Origin of the sequence: Thermogemmatispora aurantia, from assembly GCF_008974285.1 — a bacterium.
Classification (GTDB): domain Bacteria; phylum Chloroflexota; class Ktedonobacteria; order Ktedonobacterales; family Ktedonobacteraceae; genus Thermogemmatispora; species Thermogemmatispora aurantia.
This window is the reverse complement of record NZ_BKZV01000005.1, coordinates 179,073-204,743: the sequence shown is the minus strand read 5'-3', so window position 1 is coordinate 204,743 and position 25,671 is coordinate 179,073. Positions and strand designations below refer to the sequence as shown.

Annotated in this window: 19 protein-coding genes and 2 tRNA genes; 12 read left to right on the top strand and 9 right to left on the bottom strand. The window is 60.1% G+C overall.

The window, feature by feature from the left end; genetic code table 11:
• Positions 1 to 140 precede the first annotated feature (140 nt).
• The 5 genes from KTAU_RS15825 (at position 141) to KTAU_RS15805 (ending at position 2,544) form a co-directional block, all read left to right on the top strand.
• Positions 141 to 668: a hypothetical protein gene (locus KTAU_RS15825; RefSeq protein WP_170293341.1), complete on the top strand. Its 528-nt coding sequence runs from the start codon at positions 141 to 143 to the stop codon at positions 666 to 668.
• A 173-nt stretch (positions 669 to 841) separates the two neighbouring features.
• Entirely contained in the window at positions 842 to 1,588 is a 747-nt protein-coding gene (locus KTAU_RS15820) for a Bpu10I family restriction endonuclease (protein ID WP_151729293.1), read from the top strand.
• 112 nt (positions 1,589 to 1,700) lie between these two features.
• On the top strand, positions 1,701 to 1,937 hold the full coding sequence (locus KTAU_RS15815) for a carboxymuconolactone decarboxylase family protein (protein ID WP_151729292.1): 237 nt from the start codon (positions 1,701 to 1,703) through the stop codon (positions 1,935 to 1,937).
• Complete coding sequence (locus tag KTAU_RS15810; protein WP_151729291.1) at positions 1,938 to 2,303, top strand: carboxymuconolactone decarboxylase family protein; 366 nt, start codon at positions 1,938 to 1,940, stop codon at positions 2,301 to 2,303. It begins immediately after the preceding gene.
• On the top strand, positions 2,290 to 2,544 hold the full coding sequence (locus KTAU_RS15805) for a hypothetical protein (protein ID WP_112430600.1): 255 nt from the start codon (positions 2,290 to 2,292) through the stop codon (positions 2,542 to 2,544). The genes KTAU_RS15810 and KTAU_RS15805 overlap by 14 nt, the downstream gene beginning before the upstream one ends.
• Positions 2,545 to 2,758: 214 nt before the next feature.
• On the opposite strand, the gene KTAU_RS21670 is transcribed toward KTAU_RS15805, so the two are convergent.
• Together KTAU_RS21670 and KTAU_RS15795 are read right to left on the bottom strand one after the other, a co-directional pair.
• On the bottom strand, positions 2,759 to 3,016 hold the full coding sequence (locus tag KTAU_RS21670) for a YtxH domain-containing protein (RefSeq protein ID WP_170293340.1): 258 nt from the start codon (positions 3,014 to 3,016) through the stop codon (positions 2,759 to 2,761).
• Positions 3,017 to 3,353: 337 nt separating this feature from the next.
• Positions 3,354 to 3,749 carry a response regulator gene (locus KTAU_RS15795; protein WP_112430596.1) on the bottom strand — a complete coding sequence of 132 codons (396 nt, stop codon included), beginning with the start codon at positions 3,747 to 3,749 and terminating at the stop codon, positions 3,354 to 3,356.
• A gap of 899 nt (positions 3,750 to 4,648) precedes the next feature.
• Between KTAU_RS15795 and KTAU_RS15790 the strand changes: the two genes are divergently transcribed.
• The 3 genes from KTAU_RS15790 to KTAU_RS15780 all read left to right on the top strand — a co-directional run bounded on the left by KTAU_RS15790 (position 4,649) and on the right by KTAU_RS15780 (position 8,091).
• Positions 4,649 to 4,720 (top strand) — tRNA-Lys (locus tag KTAU_RS15790).
• A gap of 349 nt (positions 4,721 to 5,069) precedes the next feature.
• The gene (gene fdrA / locus KTAU_RS15785) at positions 5,070 to 6,677 is read left to right on the top strand and encodes an acyl-CoA synthetase FdrA (RefSeq protein WP_151729289.1); all 1,608 of its coding nucleotides are present in this window, start codon (positions 5,070 to 5,072) and stop codon (positions 6,675 to 6,677) included.
• The gene (locus KTAU_RS15780; RefSeq protein ID WP_151729288.1) at positions 6,664 to 8,091 is read left to right on the top strand and encodes a YlbE family protein; all 1,428 of its coding nucleotides are present in this window, start codon (positions 6,664 to 6,666) and stop codon (positions 8,089 to 8,091) included. The genes fdrA and KTAU_RS15780 overlap by 14 nt, the downstream gene beginning before the upstream one ends.
• A 182-nt stretch (positions 8,092 to 8,273) precedes the next feature.
• On the opposite strand, the gene KTAU_RS15775 is transcribed toward KTAU_RS15780, so the two are convergent.
• The 7 genes from KTAU_RS15775 to KTAU_RS15745 all read right to left on the bottom strand — a co-directional run bounded on the left by KTAU_RS15775 (position 8,274) and on the right by KTAU_RS15745 (position 17,281).
• Positions 8,274 to 9,791, bottom strand: coding sequence for a phospholipase C (locus KTAU_RS15775; protein ID WP_151729287.1), 1,518 nt, complete (start codon positions 9,789 to 9,791; stop codon positions 8,274 to 8,276).
• 740 nt (positions 9,792 to 10,531) lie between these two features.
• Positions 10,532 to 11,866, bottom strand: coding sequence for an ABC transporter permease (locus KTAU_RS15770; protein WP_151729286.1), 1,335 nt, complete (start codon positions 11,864 to 11,866; stop codon positions 10,532 to 10,534).
• Entirely contained in the window at positions 11,863 to 12,663 is an 801-nt protein-coding gene (locus tag KTAU_RS15765) for an ABC transporter ATP-binding protein (protein WP_151729285.1), read from the bottom strand. Before KTAU_RS15765 ends, KTAU_RS15770 begins: the two co-directional genes overlap by 4 nt.
• Positions 12,664 to 14,070 (bottom strand): efflux RND transporter periplasmic adaptor subunit, encoded by a 1,407-nt coding sequence (locus tag KTAU_RS15760; RefSeq protein WP_151729284.1) that lies wholly within the window; start codon positions 14,068 to 14,070, stop codon positions 12,664 to 12,666.
• A 63-nt stretch (positions 14,071 to 14,133) separates the two neighbouring features.
• Positions 14,134 to 14,919 carry a DUF5666 domain-containing protein gene (locus tag KTAU_RS15755; protein ID WP_151729283.1) on the bottom strand — a complete coding sequence of 262 codons (786 nt, stop codon included), beginning with the start codon at positions 14,917 to 14,919 and terminating at the stop codon, positions 14,134 to 14,136.
• Positions 14,920 to 15,260: 341 nt separating this feature from the next.
• A complete protein-coding gene (locus KTAU_RS15750; protein WP_151729282.1) occupies positions 15,261 to 16,586 on the bottom strand; it encodes a sensor histidine kinase in 1,326 nt (441 codons plus the stop codon).
• A complete protein-coding gene (locus KTAU_RS15745; protein ID WP_112430579.1) occupies positions 16,583 to 17,281 on the bottom strand; it encodes a response regulator transcription factor in 699 nt (232 codons plus the stop codon). Before KTAU_RS15745 ends, KTAU_RS15750 begins: the two co-directional genes overlap by 4 nt.
• 659 nt (positions 17,282 to 17,940) lie before the next feature.
• Between KTAU_RS15745 and KTAU_RS15740 the strand changes: the two genes are divergently transcribed.
• From KTAU_RS15740 to KTAU_RS15725, 4 genes are all read left to right on the top strand, one after another.
• Positions 17,941 to 18,013, top strand: a tRNA-Thr gene (locus KTAU_RS15740).
• A 663-nt stretch (positions 18,014 to 18,676) separates the two neighbouring features.
• On the top strand, positions 18,677 to 19,822 hold the full coding sequence (locus tag KTAU_RS15735; protein ID WP_151729281.1) for an acyl-CoA dehydrogenase family protein: 1,146 nt from the start codon (positions 18,677 to 18,679) through the stop codon (positions 19,820 to 19,822).
• Between the two features lie 492 nt (positions 19,823 to 20,314).
• Positions 20,315 to 21,970, top strand: a complete 1,656-nt coding sequence (locus KTAU_RS15730) for a ribonuclease J (protein WP_223258506.1) — start codon at positions 20,315 to 20,317, stop codon at positions 21,968 to 21,970.
• A 649-nt stretch (positions 21,971 to 22,619) separates the two neighbouring features.
• Positions 22,620 to 25,622 carry a DNA translocase FtsK gene (locus KTAU_RS15725; RefSeq protein WP_228026494.1) on the top strand — a complete coding sequence of 1,001 codons (3,003 nt, stop codon included), beginning with the start codon at positions 22,620 to 22,622 and terminating at the stop codon, positions 25,620 to 25,622.
• Positions 25,623 to 25,671: the final 49 nt, after the last annotated feature.

The window sequence follows — 25,671 nt, the reverse complement described above, 5'->3', positions numbered from 1 at the left end:
TACCCTATAGCGTTGCCCAATATCATATCTTTCACAATGATGCTCGCTCCTTACCGCTGGCCAATACAAGCGTCCAGCTGATTGTGACCTCTCCACCCTACATCAATGTCTTCAACTACCATCAGAACAATAGATCTATCATGGAGAGATTAGGATGGAATCTTCTTACCATTGCCCAATCCGAGATTGGAGCCAACCGCAAACATCGTCAAAACAGATTTTTAACAGTGATTCAGTACGCTTTAGACATGCTAGCAGCCCTGCGAGAAATGCGCCGCTTGCTTGTCGAGGATGGGCATCTCATCATTGTCATTGGTCGAGAGTCAACCATCCGTGGTGTGCGGCTTGGCAACAGCAGGCTGATCACCGCGCTCGCGCTAGGAGGGGCGGGTCTAGAGCTGGCCTCGGTCGAAGAACGGAAGTTTCTCAATAAGTTCGGGGAGGTGATCTACGAGGATGTGCTTCATCTGACACCGACCTCTCTTCCTCCTGCCTTCAATGATGAATTTGCCCGTTCTTTAGCTCTTTGCCTCCTGAGAGATTCCTTCCAGCAAAATTATGCAGATGCACCTACGAACCAAGAGATCCTGGAAGCCATCAGCAAAGCCCGCTGCGTTGATCCATCGCCTCTTTTCAATCCCGAGCATGCCATCGGAGGGTTCCTGTGAAATTTCCCACCCCTCATTTTGATAAGCTGACAGCGACACTGCTTAATGAAAAGCTGCCTCATGATGATAAGCCACTGGTTGAGAAAGCTCTGTAAGATTACCATATCTGGATCTCCAACCTGGAATCAATTGCGATCCAGTATAGAGAGAAGCCACAAAAGCTTCTTCATTTCATGGTAAACGAGCTGAATGAATATAGACTGCGCCTGGATATCAACTTGATTTTTGACAGTCCTCACGACTGGCTCTATCGTCAGAAAGGCCAAACCAAGCTAGACAACTCAATCATTGAAGAGTTTCTCCCTCGCTTGGTACAGGCATTGCTTGGACACAAGCTTCCTGCCGGCATTCGCCTTGGGCCTGTAGAAAGCTTTTCGGCGATCTGGTTTGACTCCAGCCTTACCAGGAGAGAGCCAGCAGGTGGCCTCTCCCTCCGCCAGAAAGCTCAAGACTTCGCCCTCAGTTTACCTCTCTATATCCGTGCCTCCCACTCACCCACTTTCGAGGAAGCGCTTCAGCTGAAGACCAATTTAGCCTACATAGCAGCAGAATGTAAAACCAATCTGGACAAAACCATGTTTCAGGAAGCATGCGCTACAGCGCGGGATTTGAAATCAGCTCTTCCCCTGGCAAGATACCTTCTCCTTTGCGAGTGGCTGGATATGAAGCCTATTAACACGGGCACGACTCCTATTGATAAAGTCCTTATCCTGCGCAAAGCCAAAAGAATCAGTGCGCTCACACGCGAGAAATTCAGCACCTACCAGGGACGGCAAAGCCTCAAAGGAACCTACCTCGCTTTCTTGCAGAGCCATTCCTACCGCGAGGAGGTCTTTCAGCTGTTTGTCAACTATATAGATCAATTTCTCTCTCAAGAGACATTGGATGAGGCCACGGTCCTTGATCAGGGTTACTTCTAAGGGCGGGCAGCCAGCTCCACTCCTGCTTTTCGATCGCGCGGGGCGCTTGCACCTACGCCCTGGCATTCGCTAGAATGATCACAAAGTCAAAGAGCAGGATGAAGCGAGTCCGATGTCACGCATCCCACCGGTTGAAGACAGCCAGTTCTGGCCCGAGAACAAGGAGAGCGACGCCAGCCAGGCCTTTGCTACCATGCGCGACCTCTTCCGCGTCATGGCCCACCGGCCCGAGATAGCGCGCCAGACCATGCAGCTACTGCAAACAGTCATGCGCGGTGGCAGCGTTGAGCCGCGCCTGAAAGAGCTGCTGGCCATCCGCGTCTCCCAGGTTAACTACTGCCACTATTGAATGGCTGCCCATACTGCCCTGGCAGGGCAGCTAGGCGTTAGTGAGGAGCTGCTGGATGCGCTCTATCACATCGATACTCACCGCCATCTCTTTACGGCGCGTGAGCTGGTCGCTTTGCGCTTCGCCGAGATCATGACGACCTCGGCCCGCGACATCGATGAAGAGCTGTGGGATGAACTGCAGAGCCATTTTGATGACGGCGAGATCGTTGAGCTGGCGATGGTGATCGGCCTCTTCAACTGCTTCAATCGCTTCGCGGATGCACTCCATATTGAGCCACCCGCCCGCTCTCGGGGCAAGGAAGAGGCTCAACGGGGCAACGGCAGCGGAGAGAGGAAGGATACAGAAGCCTATGGCCACGAGTGAGGAGCAACTGAAGGCCCTGATCAAAGACCTGTATGAGCTATCACGCTACTTACACAGCCGCGGCGAGCGGTCTTTAAAGCTCGCTCGCCAGTTTGAGGAGCACGCCCAGAGCGATCCTGGCAACCGTGAGTTCGACCTGACCCAGGCGCGAATGCTCGACTATCAACACCATATCTGGCATGAGATTGGGAATCTGGTGGATCGTCTGCTGCGCCAGTACGATCGCCCAGGCGCTTCTTGAAGCGGCTAGAAGACGAGACGCTGAGACGAAGAAGAAGGTAGGCAGGCCCGCGCAAGCCTCTGTGATCAGCCTGCCAGCGGCACCTGCCTTCTTGCTTGCTACTAATCCAATCTACGCTTGAGCGGGCCAGAGGACACCCACGGGCTGCCTCGTGCTCCCACAGCCGAAGTGAGAGTCCCCAGGCACCCAGCAGGTCCCTTCAGCTGAACAAGACCTAGAGCTGGCCGCTCTTGGCCTTGCTATAGCGCTCGCTGAGTTCCTCCTTGGTACGCTCGTAGATCTCCCGTCCCTGGGACAGGGCCTCGTTCGCGCGCTGACGCAGCTCCTGACTCAGTCCCAGCGAGCGATCACGCAGTAGCAGTCCCTGCTCCGTGAGTTGCGCCCGAGTTGCCTCGCCCGACTGCGGCGCGAACAGCAGACCGGCGGCAAAACCCAGCCCAAAACCCAGGAGTAAGCCGGCAACAAATTTCATAGGTATCGTCCATCCTCTCTTTCTGTAGAAAGCTCTCTCACTTATTGCTTGCTTTGCTTGTCTTAGTACGCCACTGACGGGCAAAGGAATGGCGCTGGAGAGGTAGAAGTGGCATGAAAAAGACAAAAGACTAACTGGAGGCAGAACACGATCCGTATAGTCCTCTCCTGACGCCAGCTTGCCGCTGTAGCGGAGCGTTTCGACTCCTGAATATAGTACGCGCGGATCTGCCTGCCAGACTCTGGTGTGGACAACCAGTACCACGACAGGAGGAGAAAAGGCCAGGCATTGAGCGTCAGTCAGCAGGCGGTTCTCCTGCAAAAGAGAGTCAGCATGCTCAATGCGCCGGCTCATTGAGGACCTGCTGGACAAGCGCCAGCAGGTTGGTTAGCTCAAACGGCTTCTGCACCACATGCACCCCCTGGTAGTAGCCTGGCTGCTCTGCCACCAGCTTGCTCACCTGCTCCGCCTCTAACACGGCGGCAGTATAGACAATAACCGGGACCTCTCGAGTGAGAGGATCAGCACGCAGCTGCTTGAGGATCTCCTGACCGGAGACATCGCCCAGCCGCAGATCGAGGATGAGCAGGTCAGGCAGATCACGTTTGACACGCGCCAGCGTCTCACGCCCGTGCTGTAAAATGGAGACCTGGTACTCCTCGTCTTCCAGGACTCGCCGCATCAGATGCAGCAGCTCGTTTTTGTCATCAACAACGAGTATATGCTTGGTCACGTTCTTTCGGCGCAGCCCCCCATTCTGTCGCCTGGTCCCGTCCCCGCCAGGAGACGGGCCGGATCACGAACAGGGATAGACGCCGCCTCCTGTTAATAGCCGCCTAGCTGTCCTTCCGGTACGTTTCCCTATTGTTCAACTGAGGAAAAGGCAGGCCGTTCCTCACGGCGGCGTTTTCGCCAGGCCTTCCGCTGGTCCTCACGACTGGCCAGAGAGGAGAGCGGCACTAGCGCGGCCCTGACCGCCTTGACCTCGTGCTACCCTCTCCACTCCTCGCCTCCCTACCATGCTCTCCCCCGGCACAGCAAAGCTGTTGCTGCGGCCAGCGCGTCCACGCCGCTCAACACCGTGATTGCCTGCACTGCATCAGATAGCAGGTATGTGACTCATACAAGGTCCCCGGCCCTATCGTTGAGCTGGGTCGGGGCCGCTAGAGGCCTGTCCCCAGGGATAGCAGCCCCTAGACCGACATGAGGATATACACAAACCTGGTCCTTGTCAAGAGAGCGCCTCTGATCCCTTCGAGTGCCATCGAGACCTTGCCTTCCCCATAGGCGCTTATCGGTAAGTGTACCACGCCCCCTCTGACAAGACAAGGCCGCCAGCCGCCAGCCAGCGCCCTCTCCTTCCTCTGACAGCGGTTGAGCGAGCGTGGCCTGGGCCGCCTCCTCTCCTTCTCCCCGTCTCCATCTCCCCTTCATTATACACGCTGGTCTTAAGCCATTGGCCTCACCCTGGCGGCGAACCAGGCGCGCGGGCCCTGCCCCACGCAAGCCTGAACAGGGGAGGGATCGGCCCCCCTTAGTGACGCTCCTCTTCTTGACAGGCATGGTATCATTAGCCATGAGCCAGGGAGGCATGTCTCTTCCTTCCCCTTTCGGCGGTGACCTCCCTGCACCGACCGCGTAGCTCAGCGGTAGAGCAGGCGCCTTTTAAGCGTAAGGTCGTGGGTTCGAGTCCCACCGCGGTCATTGTTTTCTTCTGGCGTCTCCCCTGCGGTATCCTGATGTGATGCAGTACCCATCCGGACCGGATGCGGCAGCACTGCGGTGCTGGTTTTTTCTAGCCCGCATCCGGTCCGGCTTCGCTTTTCTGCCGCCTCTCGTCGCCACCGACTCGTTCCCGCGAGCAGGCCTCGGCGGCAGCGAGCGATGAGGCCAGCACGAGCATCCATCATCGCCAACCCAGTCAAGGCGTCACCTTACCTTACCTTCATTCAGCCAAGTCACGCGGGGGCTGTCTCGCTAGCGCCGAGAGCGCCAGTCTGGTATCTCGCGCTTAGGCGAGCAGCCAGCTCAGCAGGAGAAAAGGATCGGACCTATGGTGATTCAAGCGCAGGTCAGGCGACGTACCTACGTTGATTCGATCACCCTGATGCAGATCGCTACGGCCCTCAAGAGGCTGCCAGGCGTTGAGAACGCCGCCGCCGTGATGGCTACCGAGGCGAATCTCCAGCTCCTCGCCGAGGCCGGTCTTCATCCCGGCGGGGTAACAGCAGGAGCAGAAGACCTGCTGCTAGTGGTCAAAGCCACGATACCGGAGGCCGCCGAGCAGGCGTTGCAGGCTGCTGAGGAGTTGCTGACCGCCCGCCAGCCGAAGCAGACACTCCTCCACGACGGTGAGTTCTCGCTCGCTGCCTCCACGCAGCCGCCACACTCTCTGGAGGAGGCCGTTAGACGCCAGCCCGAGGCTCGCCTGGCCATGATCTCGGTTCCTGGTCCCTATGCGGCCCTGGAGGCCGAGCTGGCCTTGCGCACCGGCCTGCATGTCTTTTTATTCAGTGATAATGTGCCGCTCCAGGAAGAAATCGCTTTGAAGCAGCTGGCTCAGCAGCGTGGCCTGCTGCTGATGGGACCAGACTGCGGCACGGCCCTGCTTAATGGTGTTGGCCTGGGCTTTGTGAATGTCGTGCCACGCGGCCCCATCGGCATCGTCGGCGCTTCAGGCACCGGTATCCAGCAGGTGATGTCGTTGATCGCTCAGCAGGGCAGTGGCGTCTCCCAGGTCATCGGCAGCGGCGGGCGCGACCTGAGCCGCGAGGTGGGGGCCTTGACTACGCTGGCAGGTATCCGTCTGCTCCTGGAGGATGAAGACACGCGCGTGATCGTCCTGGTCTCCAAGCCGCCCGCGCCGGAGGTGGCGGCTCGCGTGATAGAGGAGGCGGCAAGCGGCTCAAAGGCAGTGGTGACCTGCTTTTTGGGCGCCGACCACGAGGCCCTGGAGCAGCGTTACGGTAGCCGGGTCGTGGTGGCCCGCACCCTGACCGATGCCGCTACCCTGGCCGTTCAACTTGCTGCCACACCCGCCTCCTACCATGCAGCTACCACGCCCGCCAGTGCCATTGCCGCACGCCTTGAGCGGCTCAGGCAAACTTGTGCCGTCTCCTCGGCCAGTGGGTACTTGGTCGGCCTTTTCGCCGGCGGTACCCTCTGCGACGAGGCGATGCAGCTCTGGAGCACTCTGCTGGGACCTGTTTATTCAAATATTCCGTTAGAGCCGGCCTGGCGCCTGCGTGAAAGCAGCCTGACAGCTCTCCCGGGTCACTGCGCCATCGACTTCGGAGCTGATGAATACACACGTGGGCGCCCCCATCCTATGATCGATCCCTCCCTGCGCCTGCAGGCCCTTGAGACCGTGGCCGACAATCCGCGCGTCTCCGTGGTGCTGCTCGACCTGGTGCTCGGCTACTGTGCCCATCCCGATCCGGCTGCCATCTATGCCCCCGTCATTGCTGGACTGCATCGGCGCGGCCCTCGTCCAGCAATCGTGGTCTCACTCTGCGGCACCGAGGGTGATCCGCAGCGTCTCTCGGCCCAGGCCGCACGCCTGCAAGAAGCCGGGGCCACCGTTCTTACGAGCAACGCCGAGGCAGCCTTGCACTGTGTCCAGTTACTCTACGAGCAGGAGGAAAGCGGTGGTCTCGCCTAGCACGCCAGAGCAACTCAGCCCTTCACCGTTCACTGTCATCAATGTGGGTGCCGAGCTTTTCGCCGAGGCCCTGCGCGCCCAGGGCGTTACTGTGACCAGCGTGGCCTGGCGCCCGCCCGCCGGCGATCCCGCAGCTTTAGCTCGCCTGCTGGCCGATCCAGCCATCGATCGCGCCAATGAGATTGCCGTAGGGCGCATGCTGGCCGCCGAGCCGGTGCTGGTCGACGTCCAGCCAGCCCGGACTCTCATTCCCCTCTTCCGCGAGGCCGAAGGAGGCTACGCCCTGCTCCACGCCGGTCCGCCAATTAGCTGGGAGCGGATGTGCGGACCCATGCGGGGCGCCATTATTGGTGCCTGCCTTTACGAAGGTTGGGCAGGCAACGAGGAGGAGGCCACGCAGCTGGCGGAGACAGGAAGGATTACCTTCGCTCCATGTCACCACTATCATGCCGTTGGTCCAATGGCCGGTATTGTCTCGCCCTCGATGCCTCTCCTCATTGTTGAGGATAGAGTGCATGGCAACCGTACCTTTGCTCCCTTGAATGAGGGACTGGGCAAGGTTCTGCGTTATGGGGCCTACGCACCAGAGGTCATCGAGCGCCTGCGCTGGATGCAGGAAGTGCTCGGGCCGGCGCTGAGCCGGGCCTTGCGCCATATCGGCGGCCTTGATCTGCGCTCGCTGCTGGCCCAGGCCCTGCAGATGGGCGATGAGGGCCATAACCGCAATAAAGCGGCTACCTCCCTCTTTCTGCGCCAGCTGGCTCCGGCACTGGTCGAAACAGGGACCTCCAGTGCGGAAACCGCCAGTGTGCTGCGCTTCATCGCCTCCAACGACCATTTTCATCTGAATCCTTCAATGGCTGCGGCCAAGGCCATGACGCTGGCGGGGTCGAATGTGCCTAACAGCAGCGTGGTGGTCACGATGGCGCGCAATGGGGTCGACTTCGGCATCCGCGTGAGCGGGCTGGGAGAGCGCTGGTTCGTGGGACCAGCCCAGTCGATTCAAGGCCTCTATTTCGCCGGCTTCGGCCCCGAGGATGCCAACCCTGATATCGGGGATAGCGCTATTACGGAGACCGCTGGGCTGGGAGCCTTCGCGATGGCTGGGGCCCCGGCCATCGTCCAGTTTATCGGAGGCACGCCCGCTGACGCTTTGCGTTATACCCGTGAGATGTACGCCTTGACTGTGACCACGAACCCACAGTTCAGTCTGCCCCCTCTCAATTTCCAGGGGACTCCGACCGGCATCGATATCCGTCAGGTTTGTCGCCTCAATCTGCCGCCAGTGATCAATACAGGCATTGCGCACCGCCTGCCCGGCATCGGTCAGGTCGGGGCCGGCATCGTTCATCCGCCGATGGAATGCTTTATCTCCGCCCTGCAGGCCCTGGCCGACAGCCGTCAGACCACCTGACACGACCCGAACCCGGTCAGATCGCCTGCAGCTAAGTCGTCTGCAAACGGCGAGGAGCCTGGGCACGTCGGTCAACGGCCCAGGCTCCTCGCTACCCGGCATTCACAGTCAATGACGCAGGAAGGGGAAGCATTGACGGCAAGCCATCCAGGCAGGGCAGGCGTGCAATGGCGCCCCACTGCTTAGAGGGGCGTGCCGCTCTCAGGATCGAGGAAGAGACGCGCTGCACGCGGGGCGGAGAAGTCGAACATCTGCGTCAAGGGGCCAGCCAGCTCGTCAAAAGACTGATCGCCAATGCGCCCCAGCTGCCAGTTATCTTCGATAAAGCGCAGAATCGAGGTCTGATCAGTCACTGTATGATCGACGAAGTTGACTCGCGCAAAGGGCGAGATCACCAGCAAGGGCAGACGCGGCCCATAGCCGCAGCGGCCCGAGTAGGCACCGGGCTGGGGCGTTCCGCACTGACCCGGCCCCGTGAGCGCATCGTAGGTCGAGTCAGCAGAATGGTTCACGATCGGCCCCATCACATGATCGTACCAGCCATCTGAGTCGTCGTAAGCGATAATGATGGCCATGCTCCCCCAGTACTCCGAGCGCTCCAGGCGATTGATCGTGTTGACTAGAAACTGTTGTTCATCGAGCGGGTCAGAGTAGCCAGCGTGGCCATCCTGATAGGCAGGGGGCTTCAGGAAGCTGACCGCTGGCAGGTTGCCAGCCTGCAGCGCCGCCCAGAAATCGCTGAGATCGTACTGATGGTTGGCCTGGTCGGTGCGCCCGATCATATGCACCGAGGAAGGCGGCAGATGATGGGGATTGGCTGTCGACTGATAGTACTGGAAAGGCTCATGGTGAGGGATATAGTCGGTGACAGTGGCCCCTCCAATGTTCTTGTGTGCCGCGCCACAGACCGCCTTGCCATTACTGACCGCCGTGGGGCGGAAACCACCCTGGAACCAGCCCCAGGTAATGCCCTTGGCATTGAGCAGATCCCCTATGTTCTTGCCGCTCAGCGAAGCCGTTGTTCCCACCGAGCAGTCATCGAAGGCGGGACGCACATCGCTGATGACCGTCCCGTTACTGATTAAACCGGGAACGTTGGCCGGTGTGGCGCCATGCGTCTGACCAGAGACCAGATTGAGCGCACCTGGCGTCGAGGGGCCAAACGTGGTGCCGAAAGAGTTATCGCTCATAGCGAAGTGCTGGGCGTAGTTCCAGAGCGCAGTGACAGTGTTGCCATCGTAGTAGTCCAGCACGATCGACTTATCGGTGCAGCTTGAGCCAGCCACCGACTGCACAAAGCTATCCATCAGGCCGTGATCAAAGGCCTTCTGCTCATCGGTATAGCCGTGATCCTGATCACAGGTCAGGGCCTGAGAGCGATCGAGCCGCTTGGGATTGGCAAGATTGGGGTTGTGATTCAACAGGCTCGGAGTCAGTCCATTAACGGTGGGCGTGCCAGGTCTGGCATGGAAAGCCGGCTCGCCCGGAGGATTCAGCGCAACGGGGTAGGTAGCGAAATAGTGATCGAAAGAGACGTTCTCATCAAAGATGACCACGAGATGCTGAATAGGAGTGACAGTCGAGCGCCGCGCTGCCGTTGCTCCTGTCCGCAGCTGGGCCGGTGCGCTTGCCGCGGCCACCGTTCCCAGTAGAATGACCATCAGCAACACAGCCAGTCCGACTTGAAAGACGCGCTTCATCGTTTGCTCCAACCTTTCCGCAAGCTCACGAGACCAGAAACTGGTCCTGCCTGGAATCGGTAAGCTCCTGATCATCCCGTATCGCGTCCGACAGCCGCCAGGCGTCGTCTGCCCGGCAGCGACTGTCTTCTTTGCAGCTCCATGAGGGATTGTATCACGCCTTGATTAAGCGGGCGCAAAGGTCAGGTTAAAGAATAGCGACTATGTTGAGTATAGCGGAGGCCGAAAAATTCACGTTCCCGCACACATCAACAAGATAACGAGTAAGAGCAGAGATAAATTTTTTCGTTTCTCAACGGTCTAGCCAGGTGCTCATTGAGGCGAGAAGGAGTAGAATCGAGACCTGAGCCGGTGAGAGATAGCTCATGGTCACCGGGCCGGGCCGAAAGCGTCGACCGCCGTCGAGCCGCCCAGGGCCATGGAAGGAAGGAAGGAAGGAAGGAAGGAAGGAAGGAAGGATCACCAATCGAGGAGAGAGAAGAGGGAGCCGGCGGCCAGAGCCACGAGCCTGATCACGCTCCTCGGCCATCTTCCCTGCATCGCTCACGCACGCTGGCCGTTGAGAGAGCTGGCGGTTCCGCTGCGATCAGTCAGGGGGTAGCCAGTGAAAGAGTGCCAGAGGGGCGGGCACGTCAGGAAGGCGGCCAGGCCATTCCTGAGTGCTCACCCCTCTGCTCAGACAGAGCGCAGTTGAGGGTATCAACGAAAGGATAACAGGCTCTCCTGCTTTGCAAAGAAGCTTACTCGGTGCGCAAGGCGACAATCGGATCAAGGCGTGCCGCCCGCTGTGCTGGATAGAAGCCGAAGATGATGCCGACCAGGGCAGAGACCCCGAAAGCCAGCAAGACCGAGAGTGGATCGAGCACAAAGGGCGTATTGGTAAAATGCATCAGCACCAAAGCTCCGACAGGACCCAGCACGATACCGATCAGTCCGCCCAGGACGCTCAGCACCAGAGCCTCGATCAAGAACTGCGTCATCACATCACGGGGACGAGCCCCGATAGCGATGCGAATACCGATCTCACGTGTCCGCTCAGTCACTGAGACCAGCATGATGTTCATGATGCCAATACCGCCGACCACCAGCGAGACCGAGGCCACACTGACCAGTAGGATCGTCAGGGCCTGATTGGTCCCCTGCACCGACTGCAAGACTTGGAGCTGATTAGAGATCTGGAAGTCATCGAGCTGCGGATTAGAAATGTTGTGCCGCTGCTCCAGCAATTGTTCGACCTCATTTTGCACCAGGCCAACATCGGAGGTGCTATCAGCGGTCAGCACGATCTGGCCCAGGGAGCGCCCACCGCTCAGACGCTGACGAGCGGTGGTATAGGGCACATAGACCACGTCATCGGCGTTGCGCCCACCGGTGGTTCCCTTGGGAGCCAGGACCCCGATCACCGTAAAGGGGACGCCATTGATCCGCACACTCTGCCCTACTGGATCGGCGCCCGGGCCAAAAAGGTTATCGACCACCGTCTGCCCGAGCACAGCTACGGTATGGCCACTATCCTCATCGTCCTGCGAGATGAAGCTGCCATCCTGAAGCTGCCAGCCGCCGATCTGCTGATACGGGGGAGCCACGCCGACCACCGAGGTTGACCAGTTCTGGTCACCGGCCACCAGCTGCCCCTGGGTATTAATCAAAGGACTGACAGCGGTCACATGGGGGAGCTGAGCGATCGCGTTGGCATCATCCAGCGTCAGCGACTGGGCGGACCCCAGGCCGGCGCTGACCCCTCCGGTGCCGCGGGCGCTACCAGGGAAGACCGTGAGCTGCGTTGGATTGAGAGAGGAGAGCCGCTGATTAATGGTAGCGGCGTTTCCCTCGCTGATCGAGATCATCATAATCACAGCGCCGACGCCGATAATGATCCCCAGCGAAGTCAGCAGGGAGCGCAGCGCGTTAGCCCGCAAGGCTCGCAGCGCGCTGCGAGTCCCCTGATAGACAGCAGAGAAGCCGCGGGCCCGCCGATATTTGTGAACGGGAGGCAGGAAAGCGCTGCGGTCCAGCGGCGCCGGCTGCGGCACCGTGGCATGCTGTGCACCAGTCTCGGGCCTCAGAAAGCTCATGAGGTCACCTTCCTTCCCTCCTGTTCCTGATTATTGTGATCATGGGTAAGCTGCAAGCGTGCCTCCAGCGGTTCGGGATTGAGCGTGTCGCTCACGACGCGCCCATCGCGGAAACGCACCTGGCGACGGCAATAGGAAGCGATATCGGCCTCGTGCGTCACCAGAATAATGGTCAGGCCACGGCGATTCAGCTCCTGCAGGATGCCCATGATCTGAATACTGGTCTGGCTATCCAGGTTCCCCGTTGGCTCGTCGGCCAGGAGCAGAGTCGGCGACGTTACCAGGGCGCGCGCAATGGCCACGCGCTGCTGCTGACCACCGGACATCTCTGTCGGACGATGGAGAGCGCGCGTGCGCAAGCCCACCAGCGTCAGAGCAATCTCCGCCCGTCTCCTACGCTCCTCGGCGGGCATCTGCATATAGGTCAGCGGCAGCTCGACGTTCTCCAGGGCAGACATCCAGGGCAAGAGGTTGAAATTCTGGAAGACGAAGCCGATCGAGCGATTGCGCACGTCGGCCAGCTCATTGGGGCTGAGTTCATCGACCGGCACCCCATTGAGCAGGTAACGGCCCGCCGTCGGCTGGTCCAGGCAGCCGAGCAGATTCATGAAGGTTGATTTGCCCGAGCCGGAGGGACCCATGAGGGCCACTAACTCCCCCGGCCAGACATCGAGATCAACCCCCCGCAGAGCTGGCACGACTGTGTGGCCCAGGTAATAGTTCTTGACAAGCTGACGGACTCGCACCAGTGGATAGGCGCGATGTCCATCAGCCTGCCACTGCTCACGCTGCTCCATTTAGCGGCCACCTCCTCCTCCGCCGAAGAAGCGCGCGCCACCGCCGCCGAAGCCATTCCCACCCAGGCCACTGCCACCAGTGGTCGTGGTAGTCGTGGAGAGGTTAGAGAAGACGCCACCAGTTGCACTGACTACCACCTGGTCGCCGTCCTGTAGGCCCGAGAGCACCTCGGTATAGGTGCCATTGGTCAGGCCCGTCTGAATCACCACCGGGACCAATTGCCCATTGCGCAGCGTCAGCACCACACGTGTGCTTCCACTGCTGCTGCTGCTAGAGTTGCTAGAGCTGCTGGCCCCGCTAGTATTGGCATTACCCTGACCGAAGGAGGCGCCGGCATTGCGATAGACCTGCGCCAGCGACTGCCGGCTGATGGCCCCAACCTGCACCGCCTCGTTGGTGAACGTCAGCGCCTGGTTTGGCACCAGCAGCACGCCGATGCGCTGCTGGGTTGTGATATTGACCGTGGCAGTCATGCCCGGATAAATGTGAGCCCCGTTGAGGCTGTTCTGATCGACCGTCAGATCAACGGTATAGCTCACCACATTGGAAGAGTTCTGGCCAAGAATATCGATCGAGGAAACGGTCGCATGGAAGGTCTGGTTGGGATAGGCCGCCACCGTGAAGGAGGCTGGCTGACCCACCCGGACATTGGCAATGTCAGCCTCATTGACAGCCGCGGCGATCGTCAGCGAGCTGGTATCAACAAGCACCATAAAGGCACTACTCCCGCTGCCACCAGAGGAACCGGAGCTGGAGCCTGTTGTACCGGGCGTCTGGCCGACCGTCCCATTAATGGCGACGATCGTTCCATTGGAGGGAGCTGTCAGCACAGTCTGGGCCAAATTGTGCTGGGCCGCCGTCAACTGATCCTCAGCGCTCTGGAGCTGGCCCTGGAGCTGATCAAGCTGCGATTGCGAAGCCCCGCTGTTGACCGCATCGTTGTAGGCCGTTTGCGCGTTGTTCACTGCTTGCTGGGCCTGCGTCACGGCGTCCTGCAGCGAGGGGGAATTGACCTTCGCCAGCACCTGGCCTTTGGTCACCTGCTGACCCACCTGCACATCGATCTCGCTGATCTGACCACCCACCGAGCTGGGGAAGTTCAGATTGTACTGGGCCCGCGGCATGATGGGACCGGTGCCCGAGACGGTCACTGAGAGGTTGCCGGTGGTCACCGTCGCCTCCGTATACTGAGGCTTCTGCTGCGCCGTCAGATGCATGTAGGACAGTACCCCCCCTGCGGCCAGCAGCAGAATGACCACCAGCACTGTGGCAATCACCCAACCGCGGCGGCGCCGGCGGCGCGGCGGCAAAGTGAGCTTGGTATCGAAACGCGCCGCTTCCTCTGTAGCGATCTCACTCCCTTCGTCCTCCAGTAACGGCTGGAGATTCGTCTCGACATCGGACATACTTACATCTCCTTTCAGAAGAAGGCTCCTTGTTCGCTTCTGCTATCAACCTGCCTTCATTCCTTACCTCCCCTGCATCTGGGGATTGATGGTGACACTGGAGGCGGTCAGCTGACCCTGGCTGCCGTTGGAACCAACGACCAGCACCGTCACCCCACTCTTGAGATCGCTCGCACTGGCGGCCTCAGTCTCAACGATGCGCGTGGTGCTGGTCAAGGTCAGCACGAAGTTGCTGCCGCTGCTATCGGTCACTGTCAGCTGATTGCCAGCGATCTGGGTGATGCTGCCGCGCACCGCACGTGAGTTTTGACTGCTCGTGCCGTTAGCGCCGGAAACACCCTGACTCTGGCGCCGGAAACAGGCTGCGTTGAAGCTGCCACGATTGCCACCGAAGCCCTGGCGTGAGCCTTGGCCATTGCGACCAGTGCCGTTGCCATTACTCGCAAAGCCCGCCTGACCGCTCCCCGCGGCAATAGAGACAGCGGAGTAGGTACCGTCCGAGTTCTGGCTTACAAAGACCGTGACCTGTTCCCCCTCCTTGAGGTCGCTAACCTTCTCCTGCACCTGCTTTGTAAAGCGCGTACTGCTGGTGTAGACGACCTGCTTGCTCTGACCCTGCCGATCCAGCACTGTAAAGGAGCCAGTACTCACGCTCTGCACCGTCCCGCTCACGCTCTGAAAGCGTGGGGTAGGGGGACAGGTGGGAGTCGCGGAAGCAGAGGCGCTGACGCCCCCGGCGGCACTGTTGCTGTTGGTGCCACAGGCCACCAACAACAGGAGAGCCGTCAGCGAGAGCAAGCCAGCGGCACAGCGCAGCAGCCGACGCGCTGCTTGCCTGACAATGATCATGGTGCGGTGACTCCCTTCGCTTAAACACTCTATGGGTCTCGTCACATGAGGAAATCTAGCTGATGGATAATAAAATCTCTGTTAAGATAGTCCGCCAGTCAGGTCTTAGTCAGTTTCTCCTGGTACTGATGCGGCTTTACCTGCCATCGAGCACTTGGCTTGCTCTCAACGGGTCGTGGGTTGAGTTGCTAGCCAGAAAATAGGTGGGCCGAGGGCAGGCTTGCCGGCTTGCCAGGAAGAAGAAAGCCTTCAGCTGAGATTCTGGCCGCTTTCCAGACCTGTTGGAACAGTTGTCCTGGCCAGTGAGCAAGGTCTCTCTCCTGCTGCCGAAAAGGCGAAAGTTATCTCCCGGCGAATACTGGCATTTCGGAACCAGCACGTCCGGCTGCCGGCGGTAGGGCGGCATGAGCACCGTCGGCCAGCTCACTCTGAACCAACGGCAAGGAAACAGTGAAGATACTGCCACGCCCCGGCTCGCTCCAGAGACTAATGTGACCATGATGCTGCTGCACAATGGCCGCGACAATGGAGAGGCCAAGCCCAGCTCCCCCACTGTGACGCGAGCGCGAGCTATCAACACGATAGAAGCGGTCGAAGATAAGCCCTTGCTCCTCGGGAGGAATACCAATCCCTGTGTCGGCGACGGTAATGCGTGCCTGCCCTTCGGCCTCCAGACCATTGACACGCACCTCACCACCCGGGCGATTGTAACAGATCGCGTTCTCAATCAGGTTGGAGAAGACGCGTGCCAGCAGGAGCTCGTCGCCGGTCACGACCAGATCGGGTAGATTCTCAAGCACGAGATTGACCCCATGTTCCTGAGCCAGCGGCTGCAGCTCCTGGAGGACCTCCTCCAGCAGCGGTCCCAGGCTGACCTCACAGCGGTTGCGCAGCGGCTGCTCGCTCTTGACAAGCAGCAGCATATTAGAGACGAGCGATTCGAGGCGGCTAAGCCCGCGCTCCTGAGCAGCAGCCATCTCCTGATAATCCTCCAGCGTCGCCTCTGGATCACTGGTCACGACCTCCAGGCTGGCACGCATGGCCGCCAGGGGCGTGCGCAGTTCGTGGGCCACATTGGCGACAAAGCGCCCCTGTTGAGCAAAGGTTTCGCCCAGCCGGGCCAGCATGGCATCAAAGGCGTCGGCCAGCTCCTTAATCTCATCACGCGGCCCCGTCAGCGCCAGACGGGTATCGAGCGTCTCCACACTAATGCGCCGCGCCGCATTGCTGACCTGACGCAGGGGGCGCAGAGCAGTGCCCGCCAGCCAGTAGGCCCCAAATCCGCCCAGTACCGCTACCAGGGCCAGGCCAATCAGCGAGATGCTCTGCAGCTCCAGCAAGAGGGCGCGCTCAACAGGATTGAGATGACCGCGGGCGAAGCTCTCGGCCAGGCGCTCCGCCAGCGGGGCCGGCAAGGGCGGCAACGTATTCCTGAGACGCGTACCATTTGGCAAAACCGTTGTGCGCGGCCAATCCAGTCCACTACTGTGAATAATGCGTGAGAAACCATTAATGGCAGCAATATTGATAAAGAAGAGAAGCGAGAAACTGAGTACGAAGACCAGCGCAGCGGAGCCGATGGCGATCCGTAAACGTAGTGGCAAAAAGCGCCTCCGCCCCTGACGTAGACGCGGGAGGCGCGGGAACGAGAAAGAGAATCTGGTCATGCTTTCTCCTCCGATGGGGCAGAGAGCGGACCGAGACGGTAGCCCTGGCCAACGACCGTTTCGATATAGCGCGGCGCCTCAGCAACGTCTCCCAGCTTGCGTCGCAGTGAATTGATGTGCACGCGCACCGTATTGGTAAATGGATTAGCCTGCGAATCCCAAACGTGCTCAAGGAGCGTTTCCTGACTGACGACCTCGCCCTGGTGGCGCATCAGATATTCCAAAATGCCGAACTCTTTGCCGGTCAGCGAGAGGCGCTGATTACCCCGCCAGACCACGCGCGCCACCGGGTCAAGTTTCAGATCGGCGTAGCAGAGGAGCGGCTCACGCCCGCGGAGATCGCGGCGCAGCAAGGCCCCAATACGAGCCACCAGCTCGGCGAAGTAGAAGGGCTTGACCAGATAATCATCAGCCCCTAGCTCTAAGCCGGCCACACGCTCATCCGGCTTACTGCGGGCAGTTAACATGAGGATGAGCAAAGCGGGACGAAGTGCGCGGAGGCGGCGACACACCTCCAGGCCATCGAGGCCGGGTAAATTGAGATCGAGAACAACCAGGTCGTAGTCATTGACTTCGGCCAGCATGCAACCGCGCTCCCCATCGTAGGCGACATCTACAGCATAGCCACGCTGGCGCAACCCCTTCGCGAGCGCGTGTGCGATATCAGGCTCGTCTTCAATGACCAGCAATCTCATATGCTCAGCTCTGGCATCTCCTCACAAGGCAGCCAGGGAAGGCGCTGCGCTTAGCGAGCGCATCGAGTACGCCTTACCATCTGCTTTCAGCGTCCCTTTGTCTCATCTACCCCGCCTTGTCTGCGCTTGAGGCTGTGAAGCCCGGTAATAGGTCATGGCAGGCTAGAACCAGACATTCACTAGAACCAGACATTCATTGGCAAGGCAGCAGGCCCCTCCTCCAGGCCAGGCCGGGCCGGACAAGACGCCCCCGACCACTACCACTACCTCTGGCAGCCAGGCTTATTGGTCGCAGCAGGGGAAGGTGGCCTGCCACCATGCAAGAACCACCGGTGGCAGGAGATTTGGCAGGCCACCTTCCCTACTGGAGGATACCCGGTCGCTGCTCAAGTATACAGAGAAGAGTTCAGAAAAGTATGACGGATATGTAAAGAAACTTTAAAGTAAGATACCATGCCACCTACCAGCTTCGTCGCCTGACCTGGCGACACTCCGACTGTCTCCGGCTTGCCTTTACACTTCGCGCAGCGTTACGCCCTCTTCCTCCTCCTCTCTTGCAATCTCAGCCCCATTGTGCTATAGTAGAGAGCACAGAAGAAAGTAACCAGAGGGTATCCCAGCGAGCAAAGCAGAGAGCGCTCAAGCGAGTGAGATGAGAGGCCGATGTAGCTCAGCTGGTAGAGCACTCGCCTTGTAAGCGAGTCGTCGTCGGTTCGAGTCCGACCATCGGCTCCGCTGCCCCGGCAGTCGTGGAACGCCGGGGCTTGCCGTATTGTGCAGGGCGTGACGCGACGCCCAGAGCGCAACAGTAAGGACAGTGGTGCTGCCTGGCTGTCTTGCGTGTCGAGATTGGTTCAGCAGAGTAGCCCGCATGTCTGGCCTGATCAGCTGCCCGGCTTAGCGTTCATGGCACCCTGGCTGGACCCAGCAGGAAACACGTCAGCCAGATGCCTGCGGCCCTGCGGTTACATACCCGCCCCGTCGCCCGCCGGCCTGTCAGTCTCTCCCTGCCCTCTGGCGCACTGCTCGCTGCCTGCGCAGAACGGATAGCTCGCCGGTGTCAAGCCTAGCGTTTTGGGCGAGCCTGGTGCTCGTCTTGCCCCGCTCCGTTCCTCGCGCCGGCAGCCACCAACGGCACCTGGTTGCAGGACTGCTATAATGATGAAGAGACCGGCAGAGGTTACCCGCCTGTCCGGTGCAGGCGATGCAGTGGCGCTTAGCCTGTCCGGCGCACTATACCTCGCCTGCCGCTTCACCCCGGCCTGCTCGTCTTTCTCTGCCCGGTCTGCGCCAGCCAGTGCCAGCTAGCAAGAGTAAGGGCGTTCGTTCGCTGGCTCCGGCTCTTCCCTGCCTATCGATGGCGAGCCGAAACCAGTAGTAGAACAGGAGCTAGCAGTGCAGTTCGATCTCAACGAGGAGCAACGAGCGATTCGCGACACCGTCCGTCGCTTTACAGAACAGGAGATTACGCCCCACGCCTCTACGTGGGACGAACAGGAGTATTTCCCGCGCGAAGTCTACCTGAAAATGGCCACCTTGGGCCTGCTGGGCATGACAATCCCTGAGACATACGGGGGCAGTGCCCTGAGCCGGACCGTGGCCGCCCTGGTCTATGAAGAACTGGCCAGGGGAGATATGGCTACCGCTGTCGGCCTATCGGTGCATAACATGGTAGCTGGCTCCATCGCTCGCTTTGGTAACGAGGAGCAGCGCGAGCGCTGGGTCCAGCGCCTGGCCCGCGGCGAGTTGCTCGGGGCCTTTGCTCTCAGCGAGGCCAGCGCCGGCTCGGATGCAGCCAGCCTTCAGTGTCGCGCCGAGCGTCGCGGCGATCACTATGTGCTCAATGGCACCAAGATGTGGGTCACCAACGGAGGCGAGGCTGACCTCTACCTGGTGATGGCCCGTACGAGTCCAGTACGCGGCTCACAGGGAATCAGCTGCTTTGTAGTCGAGAAAGGTACTTCCGGCTTCCGCTTCGGGAAAACTGAGCGCAAGATGGGCCTACGCTCCTCTCCCACGCGGGAGCTGATCTTCGAGCAGTGCCCCATTCCGCTCGGTCAGCGCCTGGGCGAGGAGGGCCAGGGCTTCAAAATCGCCCTCTCGTCGTTGGATGGAGGCCGCATCAATATCGGCGCTATTGCCGTGGGCGTGGCCCAGGCCGCCTTCGAGGTCGCTCGCTCCTACGCTTGCCAGCGAACGCAGTTCGGCCAGCCGATCGGCGCCTTCCAGGCTGTGCAGTTTATGCTGGCCGATATGGCCATGAAGATCGAGGCCGCTCGCCTGCTGGTCTATGAGGCTGCCTATAAGCTGGACCACGAGCAGAATGCCAGTATGTACGCCTCGATGGCCAAGTGCTTCGCCACCGATGTGGCAATGGAAGTCACAACGAATGCGGTCCAGGTCCTGGGCGGTGCCGGCTACGTGCGAGATTACCCGGTCGAGCGCTATATGCGCGATGTGAAGGTGGCCCAGATCTTTGAAGGCACTAACCAGATTCAGCGGGTGGTGATCGCCCGCGCCCTGCTAGGGAATATCCGTTAATAGACAAGTGTTCTAGTTTGCAGAAAAAGAAGAAAGTGGCCGATATAAGATCGTAGGGACGGGTTGGCTCAGTGGCTGGCTACCTCAAGAGACCGACAGGTTGGCCAGCGGTAGTGCGCAGATTCCTTCTTGTCTGCTCGCTAGCTGAGATAGCCACGGCGAGAAGCCCCTCCGGCCCGCCCCCACTCGACCTGACCCACTCCTAACGGAGCCTGGAACAGGAAACCGATGGCGGCGAAGGCAAGAGACGGCTGCCGAGCGTCAGTCGCTAGCGCGTAGCTCTTCCTTGTCTTTGCGCATCGAATATGCTAGACTTTTAATAGAATAAAAGATCCGAATAGTGTGTATTTTTGATAGTTCAACGTCGCCTGGACTTTTCTGTATTTGGCTATAACTCCTGTTGGCGGAGACAGGAGTCGACATATATCTCAAAAGCAAAGAGTGGGCATACTCATGCTTGAGTGTGGTTAGGAGGTTTTTGTTACCTTGACAATGGAAAAAATTCGACTTATCCCCCTGGGTGGGCTTGGGGAAGTCGGAAAGAACATGATGGTGATCGAGTATGGTGAGGACATCATCATCGTTGACGCGGGGTTGATGTTTCCTGACGATGAGATGTTTGGGGTTGATCTAGTGATACCGGACACGACCTATCTCCAGGACAAAAAGCAGCGTATCCGGGCTATTCTGATCACCCACGGCCATGAGGACCACATCGGTGGTCTCCCCTATGTCCTTCCCGCGCTCGACTTTCCTCCCGTCTATGCCACCCGTCTGACCCAGGGGCTGATCCAGGTGAAGCTGAAGGAGCATAAGTTGCAGGATCGCGCCATCGTTAAGATGGTAGCTCCGGGCGATAAGGTGAAACTGGGCAAGTGCACCGCGGAGTTCTTCCACGTTAATCACAGCATTCCTGATGCAGTGGGTATCGTGATTCACACGCCCGTCGGCACCGTGGTGCACACCGGTGACTATAAATTCGACCATACGCCAGTCGATGGGCAGCCGGCAGACTTTGGAACACTGGCGCGCATTGGTACGGAGGGCGTTCTGGTATTGCTGGGCGACAGCACGCGAGTGGAGTCGCCTGGCTATACCCCCTCGGAGCGTGTGGTCAGTGACTCGCTCGACAAGATCTTTGCCAATGCCCCCGGGCGTATCCTGATCGCCACCTTCGCTTCGCTGATCTCGCGCGTGCAGCAGGTGGTCGACACAGCCGTGCGCTACGGGCGTCAGGTGGCTCTGGTCGGGCGCAGTATGGTGAGCAACGTCCAGATGGCCATCGATCTGGGCTATCTGAACATCCCCAAGCACACGCTGATCCGCGCCGAGGATATCAACAAGCTGCCGCCTGAGCGCATCGTGATCATCTGTACCGGCAGCCAGGGCGAGCCGACCTCGGCTCTGACACGCATTGCCAATCAGGACCATCGTCTCGTGCGCATCCAGCCGGGCGACACCGTGATCCTCTCTGCCACGCCGGTACCAGGCAACGAGAAGATGGTCAATCGCACGATCAATAATCTCTTCCGTCAGGGAGCTGAGGTCTTCTATCAGGGCGTCTCGCCAGTGCATGTCTCTGGCCACGCCGCACAGGAAGAGCTGAAGCTAATGCTGAGCATGATCCGACCGAAGTTCTTCGTGCCGATCCACGGTGAGTATCGCCAGCTGATGCTCCATGCGAAGCTGGCCGCCTCGCTGGGCATCCCCGCAGATCACATTGTGATCGCCGAGGATGGAGATGTGATCGAGGTGACGAAGAACGCGATCCATGCGGTTGGCCATGTCTCCTGCGGCAATGTCTATGTCGATGGCCTGGGCGTAGGCGATGTCGGCCAGATCGTGCTGCGCGATCGCCAGGTCCTGGCTCAGGATGGCATCCTGATGGCTGTCCTGACAGTCGATAAGGAGACTGGGCGCCCGCTGGCGGGACCGGACATCATTTCGCGTGGCTTCGTCTATATGCGTGATGCTGAGGAGCTGCTGGCGAGTGCGCGCGAGCGAGTGCTGGAGTCGTTCATTGGCCTCAATGGCCACGCCTCCGATTGGTCCTTTGTAAAGGATAAGATCAAGCACACGCTCAGCGAGTTCCTCTACGAGAAGACCCATCGTCGGCCTATGGTCCTGCCAGTAGTGATGGAGGTCTAAGCCGGAACAAGCGCGGGGTGCGCGAGAGCCGCCGCACGATCTGCCGGTCGTCGGCCTCTGCCTCTCGCCTCTCCCGCGCCACCCCGCTCTCTGAATCCACGGCTCGCTCCGTAGTGGCTAGCTGCACTTTGTCCCCCTCTTCCTTCTTTGCGACAATTCTGTGACAGATCACCGATGCTCCTGCGACAGCTTCTGCTTATACTGAAGGGAGAGAGCGCACCACGAGGCGGCTCGTCAGCTTAGCATGGAGATGATAGCTTCGATCCCTTCTCTGCTCTGTGCTTCTACCTACCAGTTCTCGTCTGTGCGCTCTCTCTTTTTTTACCGCCATCGTGCCCGCCCGTGATTCTGGCTTGCTGCCGTGGTCGTGCCAGAGAATCAGCTCACCCCCTACCCAGCGTCAGTCGCAGAAGCCGCACAAACCGCGTTCTTCTTGTCCGCTGAGCGCCGATCCGGTCGCGCCGAGCCGCCATCTCCCCACTTGCGCCCTTGGAACATCTGCGCTATCATACTGGTGTTGCTTATAGAACTCTGGCACGCGCTATCTCGGCCCAAGCGCTGCTGGGGAGGAAGAAGAGTGCCCCTCTTTTAGCGAATGCATGAGAGAGGATCGCCTGTATAGCTCACGGGAGGAGCAGACGGAGCGGGAATGGCTGCCAGCGATCAGAAGAATCAGCGCAAGGAGCGCATTGTTCCGGGCGTAGAGGCGAGGCGGACCGCGCGGGCCAGCGCTGCCGCAGGCGCCGTCGGGTCCAGCCGCGTCCGCGTCGAGCAACGGACCCCCGGGCCTGCTAATGCCCGGCAGGCTCCAAAGCGCGCCTCGGCTGGTTCCCGGTCATCTGGACGCAAAGCTTCTTCAGCCCCGTCTTCCCCCCCCGCTGACCAGACGGGGGACGAGCGCTTTATTCACTGGCTCCGCGACCAGTGGCAGCGCCTTGAACCCCATCAGCAGCAGCAGTTTTACAGCTTGATCCTGCTCTTGCTCTCCCTGCTTCTGCTCAGTGCCTTGACGATCTTTCGTCAGGCCTTCATTCTGAAAGAGTTCCACGCCTTCTTTATAACCTTCTTTGGCTGGTCGGCCTACGTGCTGGCTCTCGGTTTGCTGGTACTGGCCGGGACCTTGCTGATCGAGGGCCTGCTCCGACGCAGTCTGCTGCGCTGGTCGCTGGTAGGCGGGCTGGCCCTACTCTGGCTGCTGGTCCTGGCCGAAAGCCAGCTCCTTTTTGGAGGGGAGACCGGTGGATTTGTTGGCGCTCTCCTGACCTGGCCCCTGCGCAATTGGCCAGCTGCTGTCGGTCACATTCTGATCCTGGGCCTGATGGTCCTGGTCAGCATTGTCACCTTCCGCATCACCTTCGGGCACATCTTGGCCGCCGCCCGCTTTGTGCGCCGGCTCTTCGCCGACCACGTGGAGCGTCCTGCTCGCGCCAGCAGTGGCGAGGGTGCCCGCGGCCCTTCGCCTTTTCTCGGCCAGCGCCCCCGCTATAGCCGCTATAGCGGTCAGGCCCAGGCCGGAGCTGACTCCAGAGGGGATGAAAGAGCCCCCAATGGGACACGCGCCGGGACGGCCCGCTCAGCCGCTGATGGATCAGAGCCAGCGATGAGCGGGGAAGATGAGGATATCATCGAGTTCGAGCCAGATTTCGAAAGCGACGATGATCGCCAGGATGACAGAGCGACCCACCGGCACCAGCCTGGCTCTCTTCTTCGCGGCCCGCATCCGCCGCCTAAGCCGCTGAATCGCCAGGAGTATCAGGCCGCCACACGTGGCGCGCAGCAGCAGCCGCTGCCCTTCAACAGCGAGCGGCCTCCCCAGCAGCCGCTGCACATCTCCGCGCAAGACGTTGTCCCTAATCTGCCAGAGATGGAGCCGCTCACACCCAATCCTCTGAAGCGTCAGCCAGCCGCGGAGGCGGGGAGGCGGTCGCAGCCGCGCAGCGGAGGCCAACCCTTGCCCTCGTCTCCCTGGAAGCTACCGGACCTGAGCCTGCTCAATCGGCCCGAAGATATGAAGCTGCAGATGTTGGGCGAAGATACAGTAGCCCTGGCCAAGCTGATCCAGGATACCTTGCGCAGCTTCCGCGTTGAGGCCGAGGTGCGACCTGAAGACATCAGTATCGGCCCTACGGTTATTCGTTTCGGGATTCGCCCCACGGGCAAGCCGGCCATGCAGCCTGACGAGAAAGGGCGCCTGGTTCCCGTGCGTGACGCCTCCGGCAATATTGTCTATGAATCGCGCACGCGCGTGAGCCGCATCATGGCCCTGCAGAACGATCTGGCGCTGGTACTGGAAGCGCGCTCGATTCGCATGGAGGCCCCAGTGCCGGGCCGGCCCTATGTCGGCGTCGAGATTCCTAATAAAAATAGCCGCCTGGTGACGCTGCGCGAGGTCTTGGAGAGCAAGGAATACCAGAGCGCGCGGGCCAAGTCCAAGCTGGCGGTGGCCCTGGGTAAAGATGTCGCTGGCGCGGTCCGCGTTGGCGATCTGGCGCGTATGCCCCACCTGTTGATCGCCGGGGCTACGGGCGCTGGCAAAAGCGTTTGCATCAATGCCATCATCGCCACCTTCCTGATGCAGGCCACGCCCGATGATCTGCGCCTGCTGCTCGTCGATCCTAAGATGGTTGAGCTGACTCACTACAACGGCGTTCCCCACCTGCTGATGCCAGTGGTGACGGAGGTCGATACGGTGGTGGGGCTGCTCAAGAACGCGATTCACGAGATGGAGCGTCGCTATCGCCTCTTCTCCCGACTGGGTGTACGCAATCTCGATAGCTATCGCAAGCTGCGCAACGAGCGGCTGGCCCGCGGAGATAACTCACTCCAGAACTTACCTTCCATCGTCATCATTATCGATGAGCTGGCCGATCTGATGATGACAGCCCCCGAGGAAGTCGAGAGCCTGATCTGTCGTCTGGCTCAGCTCGCCCGGGCTACGGGCATCCATCTCGTGGTGGCTACACAGCGTCCATCGGTCGACGTCATCACCGGTCTGATCAAGGCCAACATTCCAACGCGTATCTCCTTTATGGTCAGCTCAGCTATTGACTCACGGACCATTATCGACATGGGGGGAGCGGAGCGCCTGCTTGGACGGGGCGACATGCTCTATCTGCCCGCCGATGCCGGCAAGCCGGAGCGCATCCAGGGAGCCTTTGTCGCCGATGAAGAGATCGAGCGCCTGGTCACCTACTGGAAAGAGCAGGCGTCCCAGCATCGTCCAGCAGGCAGCCCAGAGGTTGAACCTGGCTGGGAGGTTCATGAACAGGAGGCCGAAGAATCCACGCTGGACGACGAGCTGCTGGAGCAGGCCGAACAGGTAGTACGCGAGTATGGCCGGGCCTCCATCTCTTTGCTGCAGCGACGTCTGCGTGTGGGCTATGCCCGAGCGGCCCGTCTGATCGACCTGCTGGAAGCTCACGGCATCATCGGCCCCCAAGAGAGCGGTGGGCGGGCGCGCGAGGTCCTGGAGAGCCGCCCGAGCGTCGGTGGAGGTCGCCACGAAGGCGAGGGACGCACGATGGCTGACGAGGTCGAAGAGATTATCGCCGAGGAGCGGGCCAGGCAAGAGGCCCTGCGACGCCAGCAAGAGCGCCAGCTACGCGAGCCGCGCGCAGCCGCCAACGAGGAGCAGGGCGCTGACGAGGAATAAGCAGCGGCGCCGGGGTGCCTCGTGCCAGACAGGAGAGGATCGGCGAAGG